The organism is Tsukamurella sp. USMM236, from assembly GCF_037148755.1.
Classification (GTDB): domain Bacteria; phylum Actinomycetota; class Actinomycetes; order Mycobacteriales; family Mycobacteriaceae; genus Tsukamurella.
The window spans coordinates 95,610-115,064 of sequence record NZ_JBBCSS010000003.1; the positions used below are offsets into that span (position 1 = coordinate 95,610).

A 19,455-nucleotide genomic window follows, 5' to 3' on the forward strand; every position below is an offset into this window, starting at 1 on the left:
GAGGTTACGGCGCCCAGGTCCGCGTCGAGGCCTCGCCGCTGGCCTCCTGTGCGGTGCGGCGGCTGCCGTTCGCGCGGTTGACCGCGGAGACGACGGCGCGCAGCGATGCGGTGGTGATCGACGGCGCGATGCCCACGCCCCAGACGGTGCGGTCCTCGTCGCCGACGCGGACGATCGCCTCGACGTAGGCGGCGGCCTGCGCGTCGTCGCCCGCGGAGAGCGCGTGCTCGCTGTAATCCAGGACCCGGACCTCGAAGCCGACGGTGCCGATCGCGTCGACGAAGGCCGCGAGCGGGCCGTTGCCCTCGCCCGAGATCTCCTGCTCCTTGCCGTCGACCTTGACCACGGCGTCGATGCGGTCGACGCCGCCGTCGACCTCGGAGGCGGTCACCTTCTGGCGCATGCGCTCCAGCGGCAGGATCGGATCGATGTACTCGCCGGCGAAGACGTCCCACATCTCCTTGGGCGTGACCTCGCCGCCCTCGCCGTCGGTGATCTTCTGCACCGACTGGCTGAACTCGATCTGCAGGCGCCGCGGCAGCTGCAGGCCGTGGTCGGCCTTCATGATGTACGCGACGCCGCCCTTGCCCGACTGGCTGTTGACGCGGATCACGGCCTCGTAGTTGCGGCCCACGTCCTTGGGGTCGATCGGCAGGTAGGGCACCTGCCACAGGATGTCGTCGACGTCCTTGTCGGCGTCGTCGGCGTCGATCTTCATCTGATCGAGGCCCTTGTTGATCGCGTCCTGGTGGCTGCCGGAGAACGCGGTGTACACCAGGTCGCCGCCGTAGGGGTGCCGCTCGGGTACCGGCAGCTGGTTGCAGTACTCGACGGTGCGCCGGATCTCGTCGATGTCCGAGAACGTGATCTGCGGGTCGATGCCGCGGCTGTACAGGTTCAGGCCCAGCGTGACCAGGCAGACGTTGCCGGTGCGCTCGCCGTTGCCGAACAGGCAGCCCTCGATCCGGTCCGCGCCCGCCAGGTAGCCCAGCTCGGCGGCGGCCACGCCCTCACCGCGGTCGTTGTGCGGGTGCAGCGACAGGATGACGCTCTCGCGACGGGCCAGGTTGCGGCTCATCCACTCGATCGAGTCGGCGTAGACGTTCGGCGTGGCCATCTCGACGGTGGCGGGCAGGTTCAGGATGATCGGCTTCTCGGGCGTGGGCGCGATGATCTCGGTGACCGCGTCGCACACCTCCTTCGCGAAGGAGAGCTCGGTGCCCGTGTAGGACTCGGGGGAGTACTCGTAGCGCCAGGCGGTGTCCGGGTACTTCTTCTCCTCCTCGAGCACCTTGTGTGCGGCGTCGGTGGCGATCTTCTTGATCGCGGCCTTGTCGGCGCGGAAGACCACGCGGCGCTGCAGCACCGAGGTCGAGTTGTAGAAGTGCACGATCACGTTCTTCGCACCCTGGCACGCCTCGAAGGTGCGCTCGATCAGCTCGTCACGGCACTGCACCAGCACCTGGATCGTGACGTCGTCCGGGATGGCGCCGTCCTCGATGATCTCGCGGACGAAGTCGAAATCGGTCTGGCTGGCGGACGGGAAGCCGACCTCGATCTCCTTGTAGCCCATGCGGACGAGCAGGTCGAACATGCGGCGCTTACGGGCCGGGCTCATGGGATCGATGAGGGCCTGGTTGCCGTCGCGCAGGTCCACGGCGCACCACAGCGGGGCGGTGGTGGCGACCTTGTCGGGCCAGGTGCGATCGGGGAGCTCGACGTGCTCGACCTCGTCGCCGAAGGAGCGGTAGCGGTGGGCGGGCATGGCGCTTCCGCGCTGCTGGTTCCACGCGGGCTGGCCCGGGTTGCGGGGGCCGGCGGGAGCGGTGATCTTCGAAACGCCGGAGGTGTAGGAATCGGCTGCAGGACTCATGGGTCGAGGTTACTTTCTCGGGTTCACCCCTGCGAAGGGCAGGGACGGTTCGGCCGCGAGGGGCCGGGAGGACTCGACCGGCGCTGCCGCGACTGCACGGCTCAACCCGCGACGGGGAGCCGGTCTGGATCAGACCCCGCCGCGGCAACCGAGGAGAAGAGCGCGCCACTGCACGTCTCGAATGTAGCGCACCGTCGTGCGGCTCGGGTACCCGCCGTGGGGGACGGTCCGGGAACGGTGTCAGGAAACCCCGTCCGAGAATCGGGCATTTCGCTGTGATCTAGAACACGTTTCCATGAAGTCCCGATGAAGAAGTGTCCCTCAGAATTCGATATAGCAAAGTCGAAGCTGAGCAACCCGGCCTTGCGGGTCGCAAATCCGCTGGATGGCGGCCTGTCGGTGAATCTTGTTGAGCACGACCATCGCCACCTGCGGTGTTTCTGTGACCTTCGCTCACGGGAATCCTGGTTGAAGATGTTGCAATTTCAAGCACAGCGTCCCTACAATTCTGCGATTGCAACCGTTCTGCGTTGCGCTCGTGATGTAGAGGAGAGCTTGGTGGACCACGCGGTGCACTCCCTGACCGGAGCCCAGTACGGAATGTGGCTCGGCCAGCAGATGTCTCCGGACGTCGCCTACACGGTCGCGCAGTACGTCGACATCAGCGGTCCGTTCGACGTCGAGACCATGCGGGCCGCGACCCGCGAGGCCAGCGACGAGTTCCTCTCCCCGTACGTCCGCATCGAGGTCGACGAGTCCGGCGCCCCGGTGCAGTGGATCGATCGCAGCATCGACAGCGCCGCGCAGGTCATCGATCTCGGCCTGGCGGACCTGCCCGAGGATCAGCGGATCGACGCCGCCGTCGCGTGGATGCGCGCCGAGTACTCGCGCCCCATCGACCTCGCGACCGACGAGCTGATCATCAACCGCCTGATCAGCGTCTCCGAGGGCCGCTGGCTCTGGTACGCCCGCGCGCACCACGCGGTCATCGACGGCTACGGCGCCTCGATCCTCCAGCGCCGCGTCGCCGAGCTGTACACCGCCCGCGCCACCGGCGCCGAGGTCCCGCCCCTCAAGCCCGCCCCGCTCGCCCCCGAGGGCTTCGTCACCGCGGAGGAGAAGTACTTCGCCTCCGCGCGCGCGGACGGCGACGCGGAGTACTGGGCGGGCGTCGTCACGACCCTGCCCGAGGCGGCGGGCCTGAGCCGCGTCGTCGCGGCACCGTCGAGCCTGAACCGACGCCGCAACGGCGTTCCCAGCGCCGAGGCGGGCGCCCGCCTCGAGGCCGCGGCGGAGCGGCTGGGCACCAACCGCACCGGCCTGGTGATCGCCGCCTTCGGCGCCTACGTGGCCGCCGTCTCGGGCCGCGAGGAGATCTCGGTCTCGGTGCCCGTGGCCGCGCGCACCACCGCCGCGCTCCGGGGCTCGACCGGCATGACGGCCAACGTGCTGCCCGTGCCGGTCCGCGCGGGCGTCGGCGCCACCGTCTCCGACATCATCGACGGCACCGGCCTGGACCTGCGCAACGGCCTGCGGCACCAGCTCTACCCCGCGGCCCGGATGGAGGCGCCCACGCTGCGCGAGGGCGTGGTCGGCTCCACGTTCGGCGACACGATCAACATCATGATGTTCTCCTCGGCGATCACGCTGGGCGAGGCCGCCGGCACCCTGAACCTGCTCACCTCCGGCCCGGCCGAGGACGTGGCCGTCACCGTCTACGAGTCCGAGCAGGGCGCCCTGCGGATCGACATGGAGGCCAACCCGGCCGCCTACACCGTGGCGGACCTGGACGCGCACTTCGAGCGCTTCATGGAGTACCTCGAGCGCTTCGCCGCCGCGCCGGGCGGGACGCCCCTCTCCGCGTTCGACGTCGTCACCGATGCCGAGGCCGCCGAGTGGACCCGCTTCGCCGGCGCCGCCGCGGGCGCACCCGCTGCCGCCGGGCCGTCCGTCCCGATGCCCGCGCTGCTACGCCGCTCCGCCGCCGCGCACCCCGACCGGATCGCCGTGGTCGACGGTGACCGCAGCATCACCTACGGCGAGTTGGGCCAGTACAGCGACCGCCTCGCGCGCTACCTGATGACCGTCGGCGCCGCCCCCGAAGAGCGCGTGGCGCTGCGCATCCCGCGCTCGCTCGAGTCCGTGATCGCCGTCTGGGACGTCGCCAAGACCGGCGCCGCCTTCGTGCCGATCGACCCCAAGCTGCCCGCCGAGCGCGCCGAGCACATCGCCTCCGCCGCTGCCCCCGTCGCCACCCTCACGCCCGCGGACCTCGCACGCGTGTGGGGACCGGGAGCGAACGCCGGTGCCAGCGAGGCCGATTGGCCCGCGATCGACCTCGCGAACCCCGCCTACCTGATCTTCACCTCCGGCTCCACGGGGCGGCCGAAGGGCGTCAGCGTGACCCACGCCGGCCTGTCGAGCCTCGCCGCCGAGCTGGTCCGCTCGCACGGCCTCGCCGACGGCTCGCGCGTGATGCACTTCGTCTCTCCCGGCTTCGACGCCTCGGTCCTCGAGCTGCTCATGGCCGTCGAGAGCGCCTCGGCGCTCGTCGTGGTGCCGCCGGACGTCTACGGCGGCGAGGAGCTGGAAGACGTTCTCGCGCAGGGCGAGGTGAACGGCGGCTTCATCACCCCCGCAGCCGTCGCCACGCTCGACCCGGCGAAGCTGCCCGCGCTGTCCTCGCTCGGCGTGGGCGGCGACACCGTGCCGCAGGCCCTCGTCGGGAAGTGGGCCGCCAAGGGGCGCACCCTGGTCAACGTCTACGGACCGACCGAAACCACCATCGCCGTCACCCTGGGCGCGCTCCAGGGCGACGAGCCCGTCCGCCTGGGCGGCCCCATCCCGGGCACCCGGCTGTACGTCCTCGACCCGTACCTCCGCCCGGCGCCCGCGGGCATCCCCGGCGAGCTGTACATCTCCGGTCCGGGCATCGCCCGGGGCTACCACGGCAACCCGCTCCTGACCGCGGAGCGGTTCGTGGCCAACCCCTTCGAGGCCGACGGTGCGCGCATGTACCGCTCCGGCGACCTCGTCCGGTGGGACTCCGACGGTGAGCTCGAGTTCCTCGGCCGAGTCGACTCGCAGGTGAAGCTGCGCGGCTTCCGCATCGAGCTCGGCGAGATCGACGCCGCCGTCATGCGGGTACCGGGCGCCGAGCGCGCCGTCACCGTCGTCCACGGCGACGACACCGCCACCGCGGAGCTGGTCACCTACGTCACCGGCACCGCCGACGTGGACGCGATCACCGCGAGCATCTCCGCGGAGCTGCCGGCCTACATGGTCCCGGCGCACATCATCGCCCTCGGTGAGTTCCCGCTCACCGTCAACGGCAAGGTCGACCACAAGCAGCTGCCGCAGCCCGAGCGCGCCGCCGTGGACGCGTTCGCCGGCCGCGGACCGCAGACGGACGCCGAGAAGCTCGTCGCGGCGGCCTTCGCCGAGGTGATCCCGGGTGTGGGCATCGACCTCAACGTCGCCACCACGCTCTTCGACCTGGGCGGCAACTCCCTCTCCGCCACCCGCATCGCGGCGCGCCTCGGCTCCGCCACCGGCACCCGCGTCAGCGTGGCGACGGTCTTCGCCAACCCCACGGTCGAGGGACTCGCCGCCGCCATCGGCGGCGCCCCCGTGCCCGCCGCGGCGATCGCCGCCGCAGCGGAGAGCGCGGCCGCCGCCACCGTCGAGCCGGAGCCCGAGTTCGCGGCACCGTCGGACCCCGAGGAGGCGGCCGAGCTGCTCCCCGCGCAGCACCAGATGTGGGTCCGCAACCGCGTGAGTCCCGATGGCTCGTACCACATCCCGGTCGCGCTGCACCTGCGCGGCGACGTGGACGTCTCGGCCATGCGCGTCGCCCTGGGCGACGTCGTGGCGCGCCACACCCCGCTGCGCACCGTGTACCGCAACGGCCCCACCGCCGGCGAGCCCGAGGTCCAGGTGCTGCCCGCCGGCCCGAACCTCGTGCCCTTCACCGAGCGCTCCGTGGCGCTCGACGAGCTGATGACGGCCGCGTCGGACTACGCCGGCGAGCCCTTCGACCTGGCCGCCGACGTGCCGATCCGCGCGCGGCTCTACCGCATCGACGGCCGGCACCAGGTGCTCGTGCTGGTGATCCACCACATCGCCGCCGACGGCTGGTCGATGATGCCGCTGGCCGGCGATCTCGCCACCGCCTACGCCTCGCGGACCAGCGGCAAGGCGCCGAAGTTCCCGCCGCTGCCGCGCACGTACACCGAGCACGCCCGTTCCTACAAGCACCGCCTCACCGGGGCGCCGCGCCAGGCGCTCGACCGGTTCTGGTCCGACGTGCTGGCGGACCCGCCGGCCGAGTCGGTGCCGCCCGCCGCGGTGCCGCGCTCCGGCGGCGTCGTCTCCGCGGCCCGCTCGATCGACACCCGCGTCGCGCCCGAGGTGTGGGCCGGTGTGGCCGGCCTCGCCCGGGCCCACACCACCACGCCGTTCATCGTGGTGCACGCGGCCCTGGCGGCGGCGATCTCGCGCCTGTCCGGGCAGAGCGACCTGGTGGTCGGTACCGCCGTGGCCGGACGCGGTGAGGCCGAGCTCGACGGCCTCGTCGGCATGTTCGTGAACTCGATCCCCCTGCGCACCCGGACCACGAACGACCGCACCTTCGCGCAGCACCTGGCCGCCGTCAGCCACGGCGACCTCGACGCGCTGGACCACTCGGACCTGCCCTTCGAGTCGGTGCTCGAGCTCGTCGATCCGCCGCGCGCCGCCGGCCGGCACCCGATCTTCCAGGTGATGCTCAACCAGCGGCCCTTCGACACCCAGCACTTCCCGATGGCCGGCGTCGACGTCGAGGTCGTCCCCGTCGACGTGCCGATCGCCCGCTTCGACCTCGAGTTCACCCTCGGCGCCGACGGCACCATCGAACTGCGCTACGCCTCGGAGCTGTACCGCGCCGAGCAGGCCGAGTCGATCCTCGACGCGCTCGTCGCCGTGCTCACCGCGGTGGGCCCGAACCCGCAGACCACGATCGGCGAGCTCCCGATCATGTCGGCGGACCGGCTCGCCGAGCTGACCCCGGTGCGCGGCGTGGAGGCCGACTTCCACACCCCGCTCGGCCAGCTCATGCGCGAGGCCGCCCGCACCTACGCGAACCGTCCCGCCGTGGTCGACGGGCCGCGCACGCTCACCTACCGCGAGCTCTACGCCGACGCCCGCAAGGTGGCCGCGGCCGTCCTCGCCGCGGGCTCGCGGCCGGGCGAGGCCGTGCTCACCGACCTGCCGCGCTCGGCGGAGTCCATCACCGCCTTCTGGGGCATCACCCTGGCCGGCGCCGCGGTCGCCCCCGTGGACCCGAAGTATCCGCAGGACCGCCGCGACTACATCGCGAACGACGTGCGTGCCCGCGTGGGCGTGACCGCCTCCGGATTCGGTGTGGAGGGCGTCAACTGGGTCGCGATGGACAACCTGGACGGCGACGGGTACGACCCGCAGATCGTCCCGAACCTGGACGACGCGGCGTACGTCATCTACACCTCCGGCTCCACCGGCCAGCCCAAGGGCACCGTGGTCACCCACCGCGGCCTCGGCAACTTCGCCGAGGAGCTGCACGTGCGCCTGCAGACCGGTGCCGACACCCGGGTGCTGGCCTTCGCCTCCACCGCCTTCGATGCGACGGTGCTCGAGCACCTCATGGCGATCCGCGTGGGCGCGCCGCTCGTCGTGGTGCCCCCGGGCACCACCGGTGGACGCGAGCTGGAGAAGATCGTGGCCGATCACGGCGTGACGCACGGCTTCCTGACGCCGTCCACGCTCGCCACCGTCAACCAGGACGCGGTGCCGTCGTGGACGCACGTCCTCGCCGGCGGCGAGGCGCTGGGTCCCGGCCTGGCGAAGAAGTGGAGCGTCGGCCGCCGCCTGCACAACGGCTACGGCCCCACCGAGACCACCATCATGACCGCGATCTCCGACGCGCTCTCCGGCGACGGCCGCGTGCCGATCGGCCCGCCCGTCCGCGGCCAGGGCCTCATGGTGCTCGACGACGAGCTGCGCCCCGTGCCCGTCGGCATGCCCGGTGAGCTCTACGTGGCCGGTCCGCAGTTGGCCCGCGGGTACCACCGTCGCCCGCAGCTCACCGCGTCCCGGTTCGTCGCGAACCCGTACGGCGAGCCCGGCGCCCGCATGTACCGCACCGGCGACGTGGTGCGCTGGACCCGCAGCGACGGCGGTCAGCTGATCGTCGACTTCGTGGGCCGCAACGACTTCCAGGTCAAGATCCGCGGCATCCGCATCGAGCTCGGCGAGATCGACGCGACCATCGACACGATGCCCGGCGTCGACTTCGTCTCCACCCAGGTGCGCCCCGGCCCCGACGGCGCGCCGGCTCTCGTCGCGTACGTCAAGGGCGACGTGGACCCGTCGGCGGTCCGCGCCCACGTCCGGACCCGCCTGCCCGGCTTCATGGTTCCCGCCGCGGTGATGATCATCGCCTCGGTGCCGATGGGCAGCACGGGCAAGCTCGACAACGCCGCCCTCCCGGAGCCCTACTTCGGGGGCACCGGCAACGCCGCGGCCAAGCCCACCACCCCGGGTGAGAGCCGCGTCGTCGAGGCCTTCCGCAAGGTGCTCGGCAGCGATGCCATCGGCGTTGAGGACGACTTCTTCGATCTCGGCGGCAACTCGCTGTCCGCGAACGAGCTGGTGGGCCTGCTGGGCAACGGGATCGAAGCGCGGACCGTCTTCGACCTGCGCACCCCCGCCGCGATCGCGACCGCCCTCACCGGCGATCCCGACCGGATCTCCAACGAGTCCGCGCTCGAGGACCAGGGTCTGCGGCGCGTCCAGCGCGGCGACCGCATGCCGCTGTCGTCCGCGCAGGAGCGGATGTGGCTGCAGAACAAGATCGATCCGGGCCCGACCTACAACATCGGCGCGGCCTTCCTCGCGAGCCGCCCCGTCGACAAGGCCGTCCTCGACGCCGCCCTGCGCGACCTGCTCGCGCGGCACGAGAGCCTGCGCACCCGGTACCCGTCCTCCGCGGAGGGCCCGTACCAGGAGATCCTGCCCGCCGATGCGCCCGAGGTCCGCGACTTCGCCGCCGAGTTCGGCACCGCAACCTCCAACGTCGCGGGCCAGGAGTCGGCGATCGCCGAGTTCGTGGCGCGGCCCTTCGCGCTCAACCGCGACGTGCCGCTGCGCGTCATGACGGCGCCCACCGGCAAGGGCTCGATCCTCGCGATCGCGGTGCACCACATCGCGGCCGACGGCGCCTCCGTGGTGCCCCTGACCCGCGACCTCATGGCCGCGTACCTGGCCCGCAGCACCGGCGCCGAGCCGCAATGGACCGAGCTGCCGCTGCAGTACGCGGATTACGCGGTGTGGCAGCGTGGCCAGGCGGAGAAGGACGCCGGCGCGGTGGACTACTTCGCGGAGCGCCTCGCGGGCGTGCCGGAGGAGAGCTCCTTCCCGGCCGACGGCCCGCGCCCGACGATCGGCTCGACCGACGCCGGCGAGGTCGCCATCGTGCTGCCGAAGGCCGAGCGGGACGCCCTGGCGGACTTCGCCGGCAAGCGCGGCGTCTCCATGTTCATGGTGCTGCACGCGGGCCTCGCGGCCCTGCTGCACCGCGTCAACGGCGCCGACGACGTGGTCGTGGGCACGCCGGTGATCGGCCGCACCGACCGCCGCCTGCGAGACGTGGTCGGCATGTTCGTCAACACCGTGGCGCTGCGCACCACCGTGACCGGCACCGAGAGCTTCAACGCCCTCGTCGACCGGATCCGCAGCGGCGACCTCGACGACCTGGTCCACGCGACCGCGCCGTTCGAGCGGGTCATCGAGGCGCTGCAGCCCCCGCGCAGCCGCGACCGCCACCCCGTCTTCCAGGTGGTGCTGAGCCACCAGAACCTGGGCGACCCGCTCAGCGTCATCACCTCCGACGGCGGCGGCATGTTCGAGCTGGAGCCGCTGCCCCTCGCCGCGGCCACCACGACCTTCGACGCCACCTTCGAGGTGCGGGAGGTCGAGGAGGGACTCCGGTTCAACCTGCGCTACCGCACCGACCTCTACCGGCCGGGGACGGCCGAGGGCATCGTCGGCCGCCTCGCCCGGCTGGTGACCGCCGGCGTCGCGTCGCCGGACACCCCGGTGGCCGACCTCCCGGTGCTGCTGCCGGAGGAGCAGGAGCTGTTCCAGCGCGCCTCCACCACGATCGAGCCGCACACGATGGCGGAGATCCTGGCGCGGGCCGTGCGGCAGCGCCCGGGTGCCCCCGCTCTGCGCGACGGCGAGCTCCACTACACCTACTCGGAGCTGGACTCCGCCGTCTCGGCGCTCGCCAACCGGCTCGCCGGGCTCGGCGTGGGCACCGCGACCCGGGTGGCGGTGTCGATCCCGCGGTCCGCCGCCTCGGTCGTCGCGTTCTGGGCCGTCGCCCGCCTCGGCGCCGTGTACCTGCCCGTCGACCCGAACTATCCGACGGAGCGGATCGGCTACATCCTCGATGACGCGAAACCCGCTGTGGGCCTGACGGTCCGCGACGTCCTGGACGGTCTGCCGAAGACCGTCGACTGGGTCACGGTGGATCTCGCCTCCTCGCGGGTCCAGCACCCGCCGGCCGAGGTCGCGCCGGTGGGCGTCGACGATCCCGCGTACGTCATCTACACCTCCGGCTCCACGGGCAGGCCCAAGGGCGTCGTCGTGCCGCACCGCGGCCTCGCCGCCATGGCCGACACCCTGGTCCGCCAGCACGCCGTCGGCGCCGGCGCCCGGGTGCTGCACTTCGCCTCGCCCAGCTTCGACGCCTCGATCCTCGAGCTGCTGCTCGCGACCTGGTCGCGCGCCGAGCTCGTGATCGCGCCGGTCACGCTGTACGGCGGTTCGCCGCTCGGCGACTTCCTGGCGGAGAACGAGGTCACCCACGCCTTCATCACCCCGGCGGCGCTCGCCACGATCCCCGATCGTGACCTGCCGCTGCTCGAGGCGCTCAGCGTGGGCGGCGACGTGCTGCAGACCGAGCTGGCGCGCCGCTGGTCCAACGGCCGCATCCTGATCAACGCCTACGGCCCGACCGAGGTGACGATCGCCGCGACCATGGGCGCCGTCGACCCCGACAACGTGGGCATCGGCAGCGCCGTCACCGACGCCCAGCTGATGATCTGCGACGAGCGCCTCAACCTGGTGGCGCCCGGCACCGTCGGCGAGCTCTACGTCGCGGGACCCGGTGTGGCGCTCGGCTACCTGGACCGACCGGAGCTCACCGCGTCGCGGTTCGTCGCGAACCCGTACAACGACGCGCAGGGCTACAAGCGCATGTACCGCACGGGCGATCTGGTGCGTTGGCGCGCCTCCGACTCCGGGGAGCCGGTGCTCGAGTTCGTCGGCCGCAGCGACGATCAGCTCAAGGTCCGCGGCTTCCGAGTGGAGCCGGGCGAGGTGGCCACGGCCATCGAGAGCCACCCGGACGTGCGGCAGGCCGTCGTGGTCGTCGACCGCGGCGACGGCTCGCTCGAGGCGCAGGCCGCGGCCCGCCTGGTCGCGTACTACGTGACCGAGCGTGCCGTCACCGTGGGCGACCTCCGATCGTGGGTCGGGGATCGCCTGCCGCGGCACATGGTCCCGGCGGTCTTCCAGGAGATCGACAGCGTGCCGGTCACTGCGCACGGGAAGACCGACGTCAAGGCCCTGCCGCCCGTCGGCGCCCCGGCGTCCGGCGGGAAGGCCGACGAGGCCCCGGTCTCGCCGCTCGCGGCCGTCGGGCGGCCCGCGTCGGCCAAGCAGCGCGCGGTCTCGGCGGCCAGCCTCGAGGGCGCCGTCGCGGAGATCCTCTCCGACGTCCTCGGCGTCGCCTCCCTCGGCATGGACGACGACTTCTTCGCCGTCGGCGGCACCTCGCTGCAGGCCGCGATCGCCGTCGACCGGCTGCGCGAGCGGTTCAACGCCGAGGACGCCAGCATCCGCTGGTTCTTCGAGGACGCCAAGGTCGGCACGATCGCGGCCCGGATCGCCGGCGCCCCGGCGCCGGTCTCCACCACCGCCGTGATCACCGGCGTGGCTGCGGATTCCGATACCGCCATCACCGACCCGATCCTGCCGCTGCGCGCGGGCACGCCGGGCGTCGAGCCGCTGTACTGCGTGCACCCGGCCGTCGGGCTCGCGTGGAACTACCTCGGGCTGTCGGGCGAGCTCGACCCGAGCATCCCGATCATCGGCCTGCAGGCGCCCGGCATCTCGTACCCGATGCCGCCCGCCGACTCGATCCGGGAGCTCGCGCGCACCTACGTCCGCAACATCCGCGCGAGCCGGCCGCACGGGCCGTACAGCCTGCTCGGCTGGTCCCTCGGCGGCCTCATCGCGCACGAGATGGCCGTCGAACTGCGGGAACTGGGTGAGAAGGTCAACCTGGCCCTCATGGACGCCTACCCGCTGGGCGACTACCGCGGCCCGCGCGAAGAGATGTCGATCGCGGCGCTGCTGCGCGAGTTCGTGGGCCTCGACGTGGACGACGACGCGGAGCTGAGCACCGACGCCGCCCTGGACCTGCTGGCGTCGGCCGGCGGCCCGGCGCGCGAGCTCTCGCGCGGCCAGATGGAGCGGTTGCTGGCGAACTACCGGCACAACACGACGCTGGGCTACTCGCACCGCCCCCGCGAGTACGACGGCAACATGCTGGTCTTCCGCGCGACGGAGCAGACCACGGGCGGCCTCGTGCCGCAGCTGTGGCGGCCGTACGTGACCGGCCTGGTGCAGGTGCACGACATCGAGGCGACGCACAACCAGCTCGGCTCGTCGCCGGCGATCGACGAGGTCGCCCGCACCATGAACGTCTTCCTCACCGGCAACTACACCGCGGTGGTCACGTCGAAGAGCAAGACCCTCGACGACACGAAGCCGCTGGTCAGCGTCCGGGGCCTGGCCCGCAAGTACGGCCGCGGCAAGAAGGCGGTGTACGCGCTCAACGGCGTCGACCTCGACATCGCGCCCGGCAGCGTGCACGCGCTGCTCGGCCCGAACGGCGCCGGCAAGACGACCACGGTGAAGATCATCTCGACGCTCATGAAGCCATCCGAGGGCTCCGTGACCATCGACGGTGTCGACGCCCTCGCCGATCCGCGCCGCGCCCGGTCGATCATCGGCCTCTCGGGTCAGTACTCGGCGGTCGACGAGAACCTGACCGGTCGCGAGAACCTCGAGATGTTCGCCCGCCTCTACGGTTTCGACAAGATCTCGGCGAAAGCCCGGGCGAACGAGCTGCTCAAGCAGTTCCGGCTCACCGCCGCGGCCGATCGCGCCTCGGGCACGTACTCGGGCGGCATGCGCCGGCGCCTCGACCTGGCCGGGGCGATCATCGCCCGGCCGCGCCTGGTGGTGCTCGACGAGCCGACCACCGGCCTCGACCCGCGCAGCCGCAAGGACGTGTGGGACGTGATCGCCCGGCTCAGCAAGGAGGACGGCATCTCGGTGCTGCTCACCACGCAGTACCTGGACGAGGCCGAGATCCTGGCCGACCTGGTCACGATCATCGACCAGGGCCGGATCATCCGGTCCGGCACGGTGCCGGAGCTGAAGTCGGCCGCCGCGGCGGACCTGATCCAGATCGGCCTGCGCGAGCGCGACCGCGTGACCGCCTGGCCGATCCTGGCCCGGCACGCCATCGACGGCACCGCGATCCGAGAGGCCTCCGGGCTCAGCGCGATCCGCGTGGCCGACGGCCAGCACAAGCTCGTCGCCGTGCTCAACGACCTGCGGGAGGCCGGCGTCTACGTCGAATCGGCGATGCTGCGCGAGGCCACCCTGGACGACGTCTTCTTCGCCCTCACCGGCGAGGACGCGAACAAGACCGAGGAGAACAACGCATGACCGCGATCATCTTCCCGCGGGAGCGGGAGCCGTCGCTGGGCGGATTCCTCAGCGACTGCGCGGTGATGACCCGCCGCAACCTGACGACGCTGGTCCGGATCCCGCAGCTGCTGCTGGGCGCGACGGTGCAGCCGATCATGTTCGTGCTGCTGTTCAGCTACGTCTTCGGCTCCGCGCTCGGCGGCGAGGTGGGCGGCGACCGGTACCGCGAGTTCCTGCTCGCCGGCATCCTGGTGCAGACGGTCGCGTTCAGCTCGGGCCCCACCGCGATCGGCGTGGCCTCGGACATGAAGAACGGCATCATCGACAGGTTCAGCTCGCTGCCCATGTCGCGCCTCGCGGTCATGGTGGGGCGCACCACGTCCGACCTCGTGGTCAACGTGATCAGCGTGGCCGTGATGCTGCTGGTCGGCCTCGCGGTCGGCTGGCGCATGCGGGGCAGCTGGGTCGACGCGGTGGTGTCCCTGGCCGTGCTGTTCCTCTTCGGTTTCGCGATGTCCTGGCTGGGCGCCCTCATCGGCCTGTCCGTCTCGACGCCGGAGTCCGCGCAGGCGCTGTGCATGATCGTCATGTTCCCGATGGCCTTCATCTCGTCGGCGTTCATCGCCTCCGGCGACCTGCCGGGCCCGCTCCGCACGATCGCCTCCTGGAACCCCGTGACCTCGATGGCGCGCTCGCTGCGCGAGGCCTTCGGAAATCCCCTGAGCCCGAAGCCCGTCGTCGACGAGCCCATCAACTGGGCCGCGCAGCACGCGACCGCGTACTCGGCCCTCGTCTCCCTCGCGATGATCGTGATCATCGTGCCCCTCGCCGCCCGTGCGTACATGAAGCACTGACGGCCCACAGACCGACCGACCCACCATCCCTCCAACAAGGAGAAACGAATATGAACAACCCCTTCGACAACGAGTCCGGCGAGTTCCTCGTGCTGGTGAACGACGAGGGCCAGCATTCGCTGTGGCCCACGTTCCGCGACGCCCCGCGCGGCTGGACCGTCGCCTTCGGCGAGGGCGGCCGTTCCCGGGCGGAGTGCCTCGAGTACATCGAGTCGGCGTGGTCGGACATCCGTCCGCTCAGCCTGCGCGCCTGACCTCTTCCTCCACCGCCGCCGGCAGGGCTCGGCCCTGCCGGCCCGCGGTGTACGCCCGGCCGTGAGGCCGGCCCCGTCGCGTTCGACGGTGCGCCGTCCGCCCCGTCGTCCTACATGGCGTGCGGGTACACGCTCACCATGTGCGCGCCGTACCAGCAGGTGACGGTGATGACGCCGACGCAGGTCCACACCTGCGCCGGCTTCGAGGCCTTCGCCAGGGCGATGGCGATCGGGATCAGCAGCACGAAGGCGGGCAGCAGCAGGCGCGGGCGCGACATCATGAGGCCGCCCGAGCCGAGCAGCGAGATCACGACGAGGGCGCCGTACAGGGTGATCGGCCACGGCATCTTCGAGCGGACCGCGAGCACGATCAGCACGATCGACGCCGCGAGCAGCGCGACGACCGACAGGTCCGCGATGTCCGAGCCGTTGATCAGCGTGTAGTTGACGAACTGCCACGTCTGCACGCCCAGGTCGAAGGTGGTGCCCCAGCCCTCCGTCTGGATCCGGAACCAGCCGGTCAGGCTGCCGGTGTGGTGCGCCACGACCAGCAGGTACGTCAGCCAGCCCAGCGGCGTGAGCAGCACGCAGATCGCCGCCTTGACGCGTTCGGCACCGCCGGACGAGAGGACCGCGAGGAGCGCCGCGAGCGCCACCACCCCGATCAGGACCACCGACGTGGGGCGGCAGAAGCCGGCCAGGGCCGTGCAGATCCCGGCGAGGATCCACTTGCGCTCCATCACGCCCACCAGGGCCCAGCCGGCCAGCGCGCAGTACAGCGCCTCCGTGTACGCCATCGTGAGCACGATGGACATCGGGGCCGCGGCGAACAGCACCGTGGTGAGGAGTCCTGCCCGGTCGGCGAGGTGGACGGGCACCTTCGGCATGTGCTCGACGCACAGCCGGCCCAGCCGGTAGGCCGCGACGGCGGCCACGCAGCCCAGGATCACGTTGACGGTGAGGGCGGCGCGGTAGGCGTCGAAGCCGGGCAGCTGCGCCACGGCCCGCACCAGCATGGGGAAGCCGGGGAAGAAGGCGTAGGCGGTGTCCGCGGTGTGCTCGCCCCGCGCGTCCACGAACCGCCACGGCATGTCGTTGTAGCCGTAGGTGGCCAGGCCGATCATCCACTTGCCGTCCCAGGCCGTCAGGAGATCGGCGAGGTTCTGGTTGCGGAGCTGCGCGAACCGGGCGAGCACCGCGAGGCCGATGCCGCGGATCGCGAGGTAGAGGACGACCGGCAGCCACACGTCGCGGGTGCGGTCGAGCAGGGACGACGGTGCCGTCGCGGCTCCGGAGTCGGCGAGGTCGGGGGCGGTCGGCACGGCTTGCATCGTACCGACGGTGTCGGGCACGGCGCCCCCGCGCGCGCCGACCGCCGTCACGGCGCGGCGACCCGGGTGATCGTGCAGTCGACGGTGTTCGTCCCGGACTGGGTGAACTCCTGCTCGTTGACGACGATGGTGCAGGTCACCGGGCCGGTGCCGGTGACGAGCAGCGACATCCGGTCGCCGATCGTCGCGGTGCCCTGCCACTCCCACGGCAGCGTCGACGCCTTCGGGATGGTGTTGCCCTGCACGCCGACGACGAGCACCGCGCCCGCGCCCGTGCCGGTCGCCGACAGCTTGAGGCGCACCGTCTGTCCTGTGGACGTGCCGGTGGTGGTCTTCGGGGCGGTGGTGAGGAAGCCGTCGGACTGGGTGGCGGGTTCGCTCGGCGGGACGACCGCGCCCGACGTCGGGGCGCCCGCCGTCGTCGTGGTGGCGCCCGCCGAGAAGGTGACGGGCGACGCGGTCGAGGTGTCGTCACTGCGCAGGCTCACCCCCAGGGCCACCGCGCCGGCGACGAGGACCACGGCGACGATCGAGACCAGCGCGATGATCAGACCCTTGTTGCCCCCGCCGCCGTTGTTCCCGCCGTTGCCGCCGACGGGGCCGCCCCCGTACGGCGGGGGGCCGGCGGGGAAACCGCCCTGCGGCTGGCCGGGCTGCCCCGGCTGGCCGAAGCGCTGCGTGCCCTGCGGGCCCGCGGGACCGCCCTGGGGGACGGAGTAGCCGCCCTGCTGGGGGGCCTGCGGACGGCCCGGCTGCGGGTAGCCGCCCTGCCACTGTCCGGGCTGGGCGCCGGGCTGACCGCCCGGCTGCCCGGCGGGGGCGCCGCCGGCGTTCTGGCCGGGGTTCTGGCCGCCGTAGGGATTCATGGGGATCTCCTGTGTTCGCGTTCCCACCGATTATCCGCGATCCGGCTGAACGGTGGGTTGCGCACCGCTTGGAGCGGTGCCCTCCGGGCCCAAGAACCCAGGTCGGTAGGATCGAGGCGCACATCGAAGCCCGCAACGGAGAGGTTCCACGTGGCACTCGTCGTCCAGAAGTACGGAGGCAGCTCCGTCTCCTCCGCCGAGCGCATCCGGCGCGTGGCCGAACGGATCGTGGAGACCAAGCGCGCGGGCAACGACGTCGTCGTCGTCGTCTCCGCGATGGGTGACACCACCGATGAGCTGCTCGATCTCGCCAACCAGGTGTGCCCCGCGCCGCCCGCCCGCGAGATGGACATGCTGCTCACCTCGGGCGAGCGCATCTCCAACGCGCTCGTCGCGATGGCCATCCACTCGCTCGGTGCCGAGGCGCAGTCCTTCACGGGCTCGCAGGCCGGCGTGATCACCACCAGCAAGCACGGCGCGGCGAAGATCATCGACGTCACGCCCGGGCGCGTCCAGGCCGCCATCGACGACGGCAAGATCGTCCTCGTCGCCGGCTTCCAGGGCGTCTCGCAGGACACCAAGGACGTCACCACGCTCGGCCGCGGCGGCTCCGACACGACCGCCGTCGCCCTCGCCGCCGCGCTCAACGCCGACGTCTGCGAGATCTACACCGACGTCGACGGCATCTACACCGCCGACCCGCGCATCGTGCCCAACGCCAAGCACCTCAAGACCGTCTCCTTCGAGGAGATGCTCGAGATGGCGGCGTGCGGCGCGAAGGTGCTCATGCTCCGGTGCGTGGAGTACGCGCGCCGCTACAACGTCCCGGTCCACGTGCGCTCGTCGTACTCGACCAAGCCCGGCACCATCGTCAACGGATCTATGGAGGACATCCCCGTGGAAGAGGCAATTCTCACCGGCGTCGCCCACGACCGCAGCGAGGCGAAGATCACCGTCGTCGGCCTTGAGGACAAGCCGGGCTACGCCGCCCGCGTCTTCCGCGCGATCGCCGATGCCGAGATCAACATCGACATGGTGCTGCAGAACGTGTCCAAGGTGGACACGGGCCGCACCGACATCACCTTCACGCTGCCGCGCGAGCTCGGCCCGCTGGGCGTCGAGAAGCTCGAGATCCTGCGCAAGGAGATCGGCTTCGACTCGGTGGTCTACGACGACCACGTCGGCAAGGTCTCGCTCGTCGGCGCCGGCATGAAGAGCCACCCCGGCGTCACCGCCACCTTCTGCGAGGCGCTGTCCACGGCCGGGATCAACATCGAGCTGATCTCCACCTCGGAGATCCGCATCTCGGTGCTCATCCGCGACACCGAGCTCGACGAGGCCGTCAAGGCCCTGCACGAGGCCTTCGGCCTGGGTGCCGACGAGGACGCCGTCGTCTACGGCGGGACGGGGCGATAGTCATGGGCGTACGCGTAGGAGTCGTCGGCGCCACCGGCCAGGTGGGCGCCGTCATGCGGCAGCTGCTGCTGGACCGGAACTTCCCGGCCGACGAGGTGCGCTTCTTCGCGTCCTCGCGGTCCGCGGGCAAGAAGCTGCCCTTCGGGGACCGCGAGATCGTCGTCGAGGACGCCGAGACCGCCGATCCGACGGGGCTCGACATCGCGCTGTTCAGCGCGGGCGCGACGATGTCGCGCGTGCAGGCGCCGCGATTCGCCGCCGCCGGCGTCACGGTGATCGACAACTCGAGCGCCTTCCGCAAGGACCCGGACGTGCCGCTGGTGGTCTCGGAGGTGAACCCGGAGCAGGTCCGCGACCTGAAGAAGGGCATCATCGCCAACCCCAACTGCACCACGATGGCCGCGATGCCGGTGCTCAAGGTGCTGCACGACGAGGCGGGCCTGCAGCGGCTCATCGTCTCGTCGTACCAGGCCGTCTCCGGCTCCGGCCTGGCCGGCGTGGAGGAGCTCGTCTCCCAGGTCCGCGCCGTGGAGCCCGAGGCCGAGAAGCTGGTGCACGACGGCTCGGCCGTGGAGTTCCCCGCGCCGAACAAGTACGTCGCGCCGATCGCCTTCAACGTGCTGCCGCTCGCCGGCGCGCTCGTGGACGACGGCTCGGGTGAGACGGACGAGGATCAGAAGCTGCGCAACGAGTCGCGCAAGATCCTCGGCCTGCCCGAGCTGCTGGTGAGCGGCACGTGCGTGCGCGTGCCGGTGCTCACCGGCCACTCGCTGTCGATCAACGCCGAGTTCGCGAAGCCGCTGTCGGTGGCGCGGGCGCAGGAGCTGCTCGGCTCTGCTGCTGGGGTCCGGCTGGTCGACGTGCCGACGCCGCTCGCCGCCGCGGGCGCCGACGACTCGCTCGTCGGTCGCATCCGCCAGGATCCGGGCGTGCCCGAGGGCCGCGGCCTGGCGCTGTTCATCAGCGGCGACAACCTGCGGAAGGGCGCCGCGCTGAACACGGTGCAGATCGCGGAGCTGCTGGTCTAGCAGCCCTTCTCGACGGAACGGATCGAAC

At 71.7% G+C, this 19,455-nt stretch carries 8 protein-coding genes; 5 read left to right on the forward strand and 3 right to left on the reverse strand.

Annotated features, from left to right (window positions below):
• Nucleotides 1-4: 4 nt before the first annotated feature.
• A complete protein-coding gene (gene leuA / locus WFK95_RS11565) occupies nt 5-1,873 on the reverse strand; it encodes a 2-isopropylmalate synthase (protein ID WP_224650693.1) in 1,869 nt (622 codons plus the stop codon).
• A 558-nt stretch (nt 1,874-2,431) separates the two neighbouring features.
• On the opposite strand from leuA, the gene WFK95_RS11570 reads away from it, so the two are divergent.
• From WFK95_RS11570 to WFK95_RS11580, 3 genes are read left to right on the forward strand one after another with little or no spacing between them, the layout of a single operon-like run.
• Complete coding sequence (locus tag WFK95_RS11570; protein ID WP_336670795.1) at nt 2,432-13,696, forward strand: amino acid adenylation domain-containing protein; 11,265 nt, start codon at nt 2,432-2,434, stop codon at nt 13,694-13,696.
• Entirely contained in the window at nt 13,693-14,532 is an 840-nt protein-coding gene (locus WFK95_RS11575) for an ABC transporter permease (protein ID WP_336670796.1), read from the forward strand. Before WFK95_RS11570 ends, WFK95_RS11575 begins: the two co-directional genes overlap by 4 nt.
• A gap of 50 nt (nt 14,533-14,582) precedes the next feature.
• Entirely contained in the window at nt 14,583-14,786 is a 204-nt protein-coding gene (locus tag WFK95_RS11580; RefSeq protein ID WP_224648152.1) for an MbtH family protein, read from the forward strand.
• Nucleotides 14,787-14,896: 110 nt separating this feature from the next.
• On the opposite strand, the gene WFK95_RS11585 is transcribed toward WFK95_RS11580, so the two are convergent.
• Both WFK95_RS11585 and WFK95_RS11590 read right to left on the reverse strand, forming a co-directional pair.
• A complete protein-coding gene (locus WFK95_RS11585) occupies nt 14,897-16,117 on the reverse strand; it encodes a mannosyltransferase family protein (RefSeq protein ID WP_336670797.1) in 1,221 nt (406 codons plus the stop codon).
• A 47-nt stretch (nt 16,118-16,164) separates the two neighbouring features.
• Nucleotides 16,165-16,983, reverse strand: coding sequence for a hypothetical protein (locus WFK95_RS11590; protein WP_336670798.1), 819 nt, complete (start codon nt 16,981-16,983; stop codon nt 16,165-16,167).
• Nucleotides 16,984-17,133: 150 nt separating this feature from the next.
• On the opposite strand from WFK95_RS11590, the gene WFK95_RS11595 reads away from it, so the two are divergent.
• Together WFK95_RS11595 and WFK95_RS11600 are read left to right on the forward strand one after the other, a co-directional pair.
• A complete protein-coding gene (locus WFK95_RS11595; RefSeq protein WP_336670799.1) occupies nt 17,134-18,399 on the forward strand; it encodes an aspartate kinase in 1,266 nt (421 codons plus the stop codon).
• A 2-nt stretch (nt 18,400-18,401) separates the two neighbouring features.
• Nucleotides 18,402-19,427: an aspartate-semialdehyde dehydrogenase gene (locus tag WFK95_RS11600; protein ID WP_224648183.1), complete on the forward strand. Its 1,026-nt coding sequence runs from the start codon at nt 18,402-18,404 to the stop codon at nt 19,425-19,427.
• The last annotated feature ends 28 nt before the right edge of the window (nt 19,428-19,455 follow it).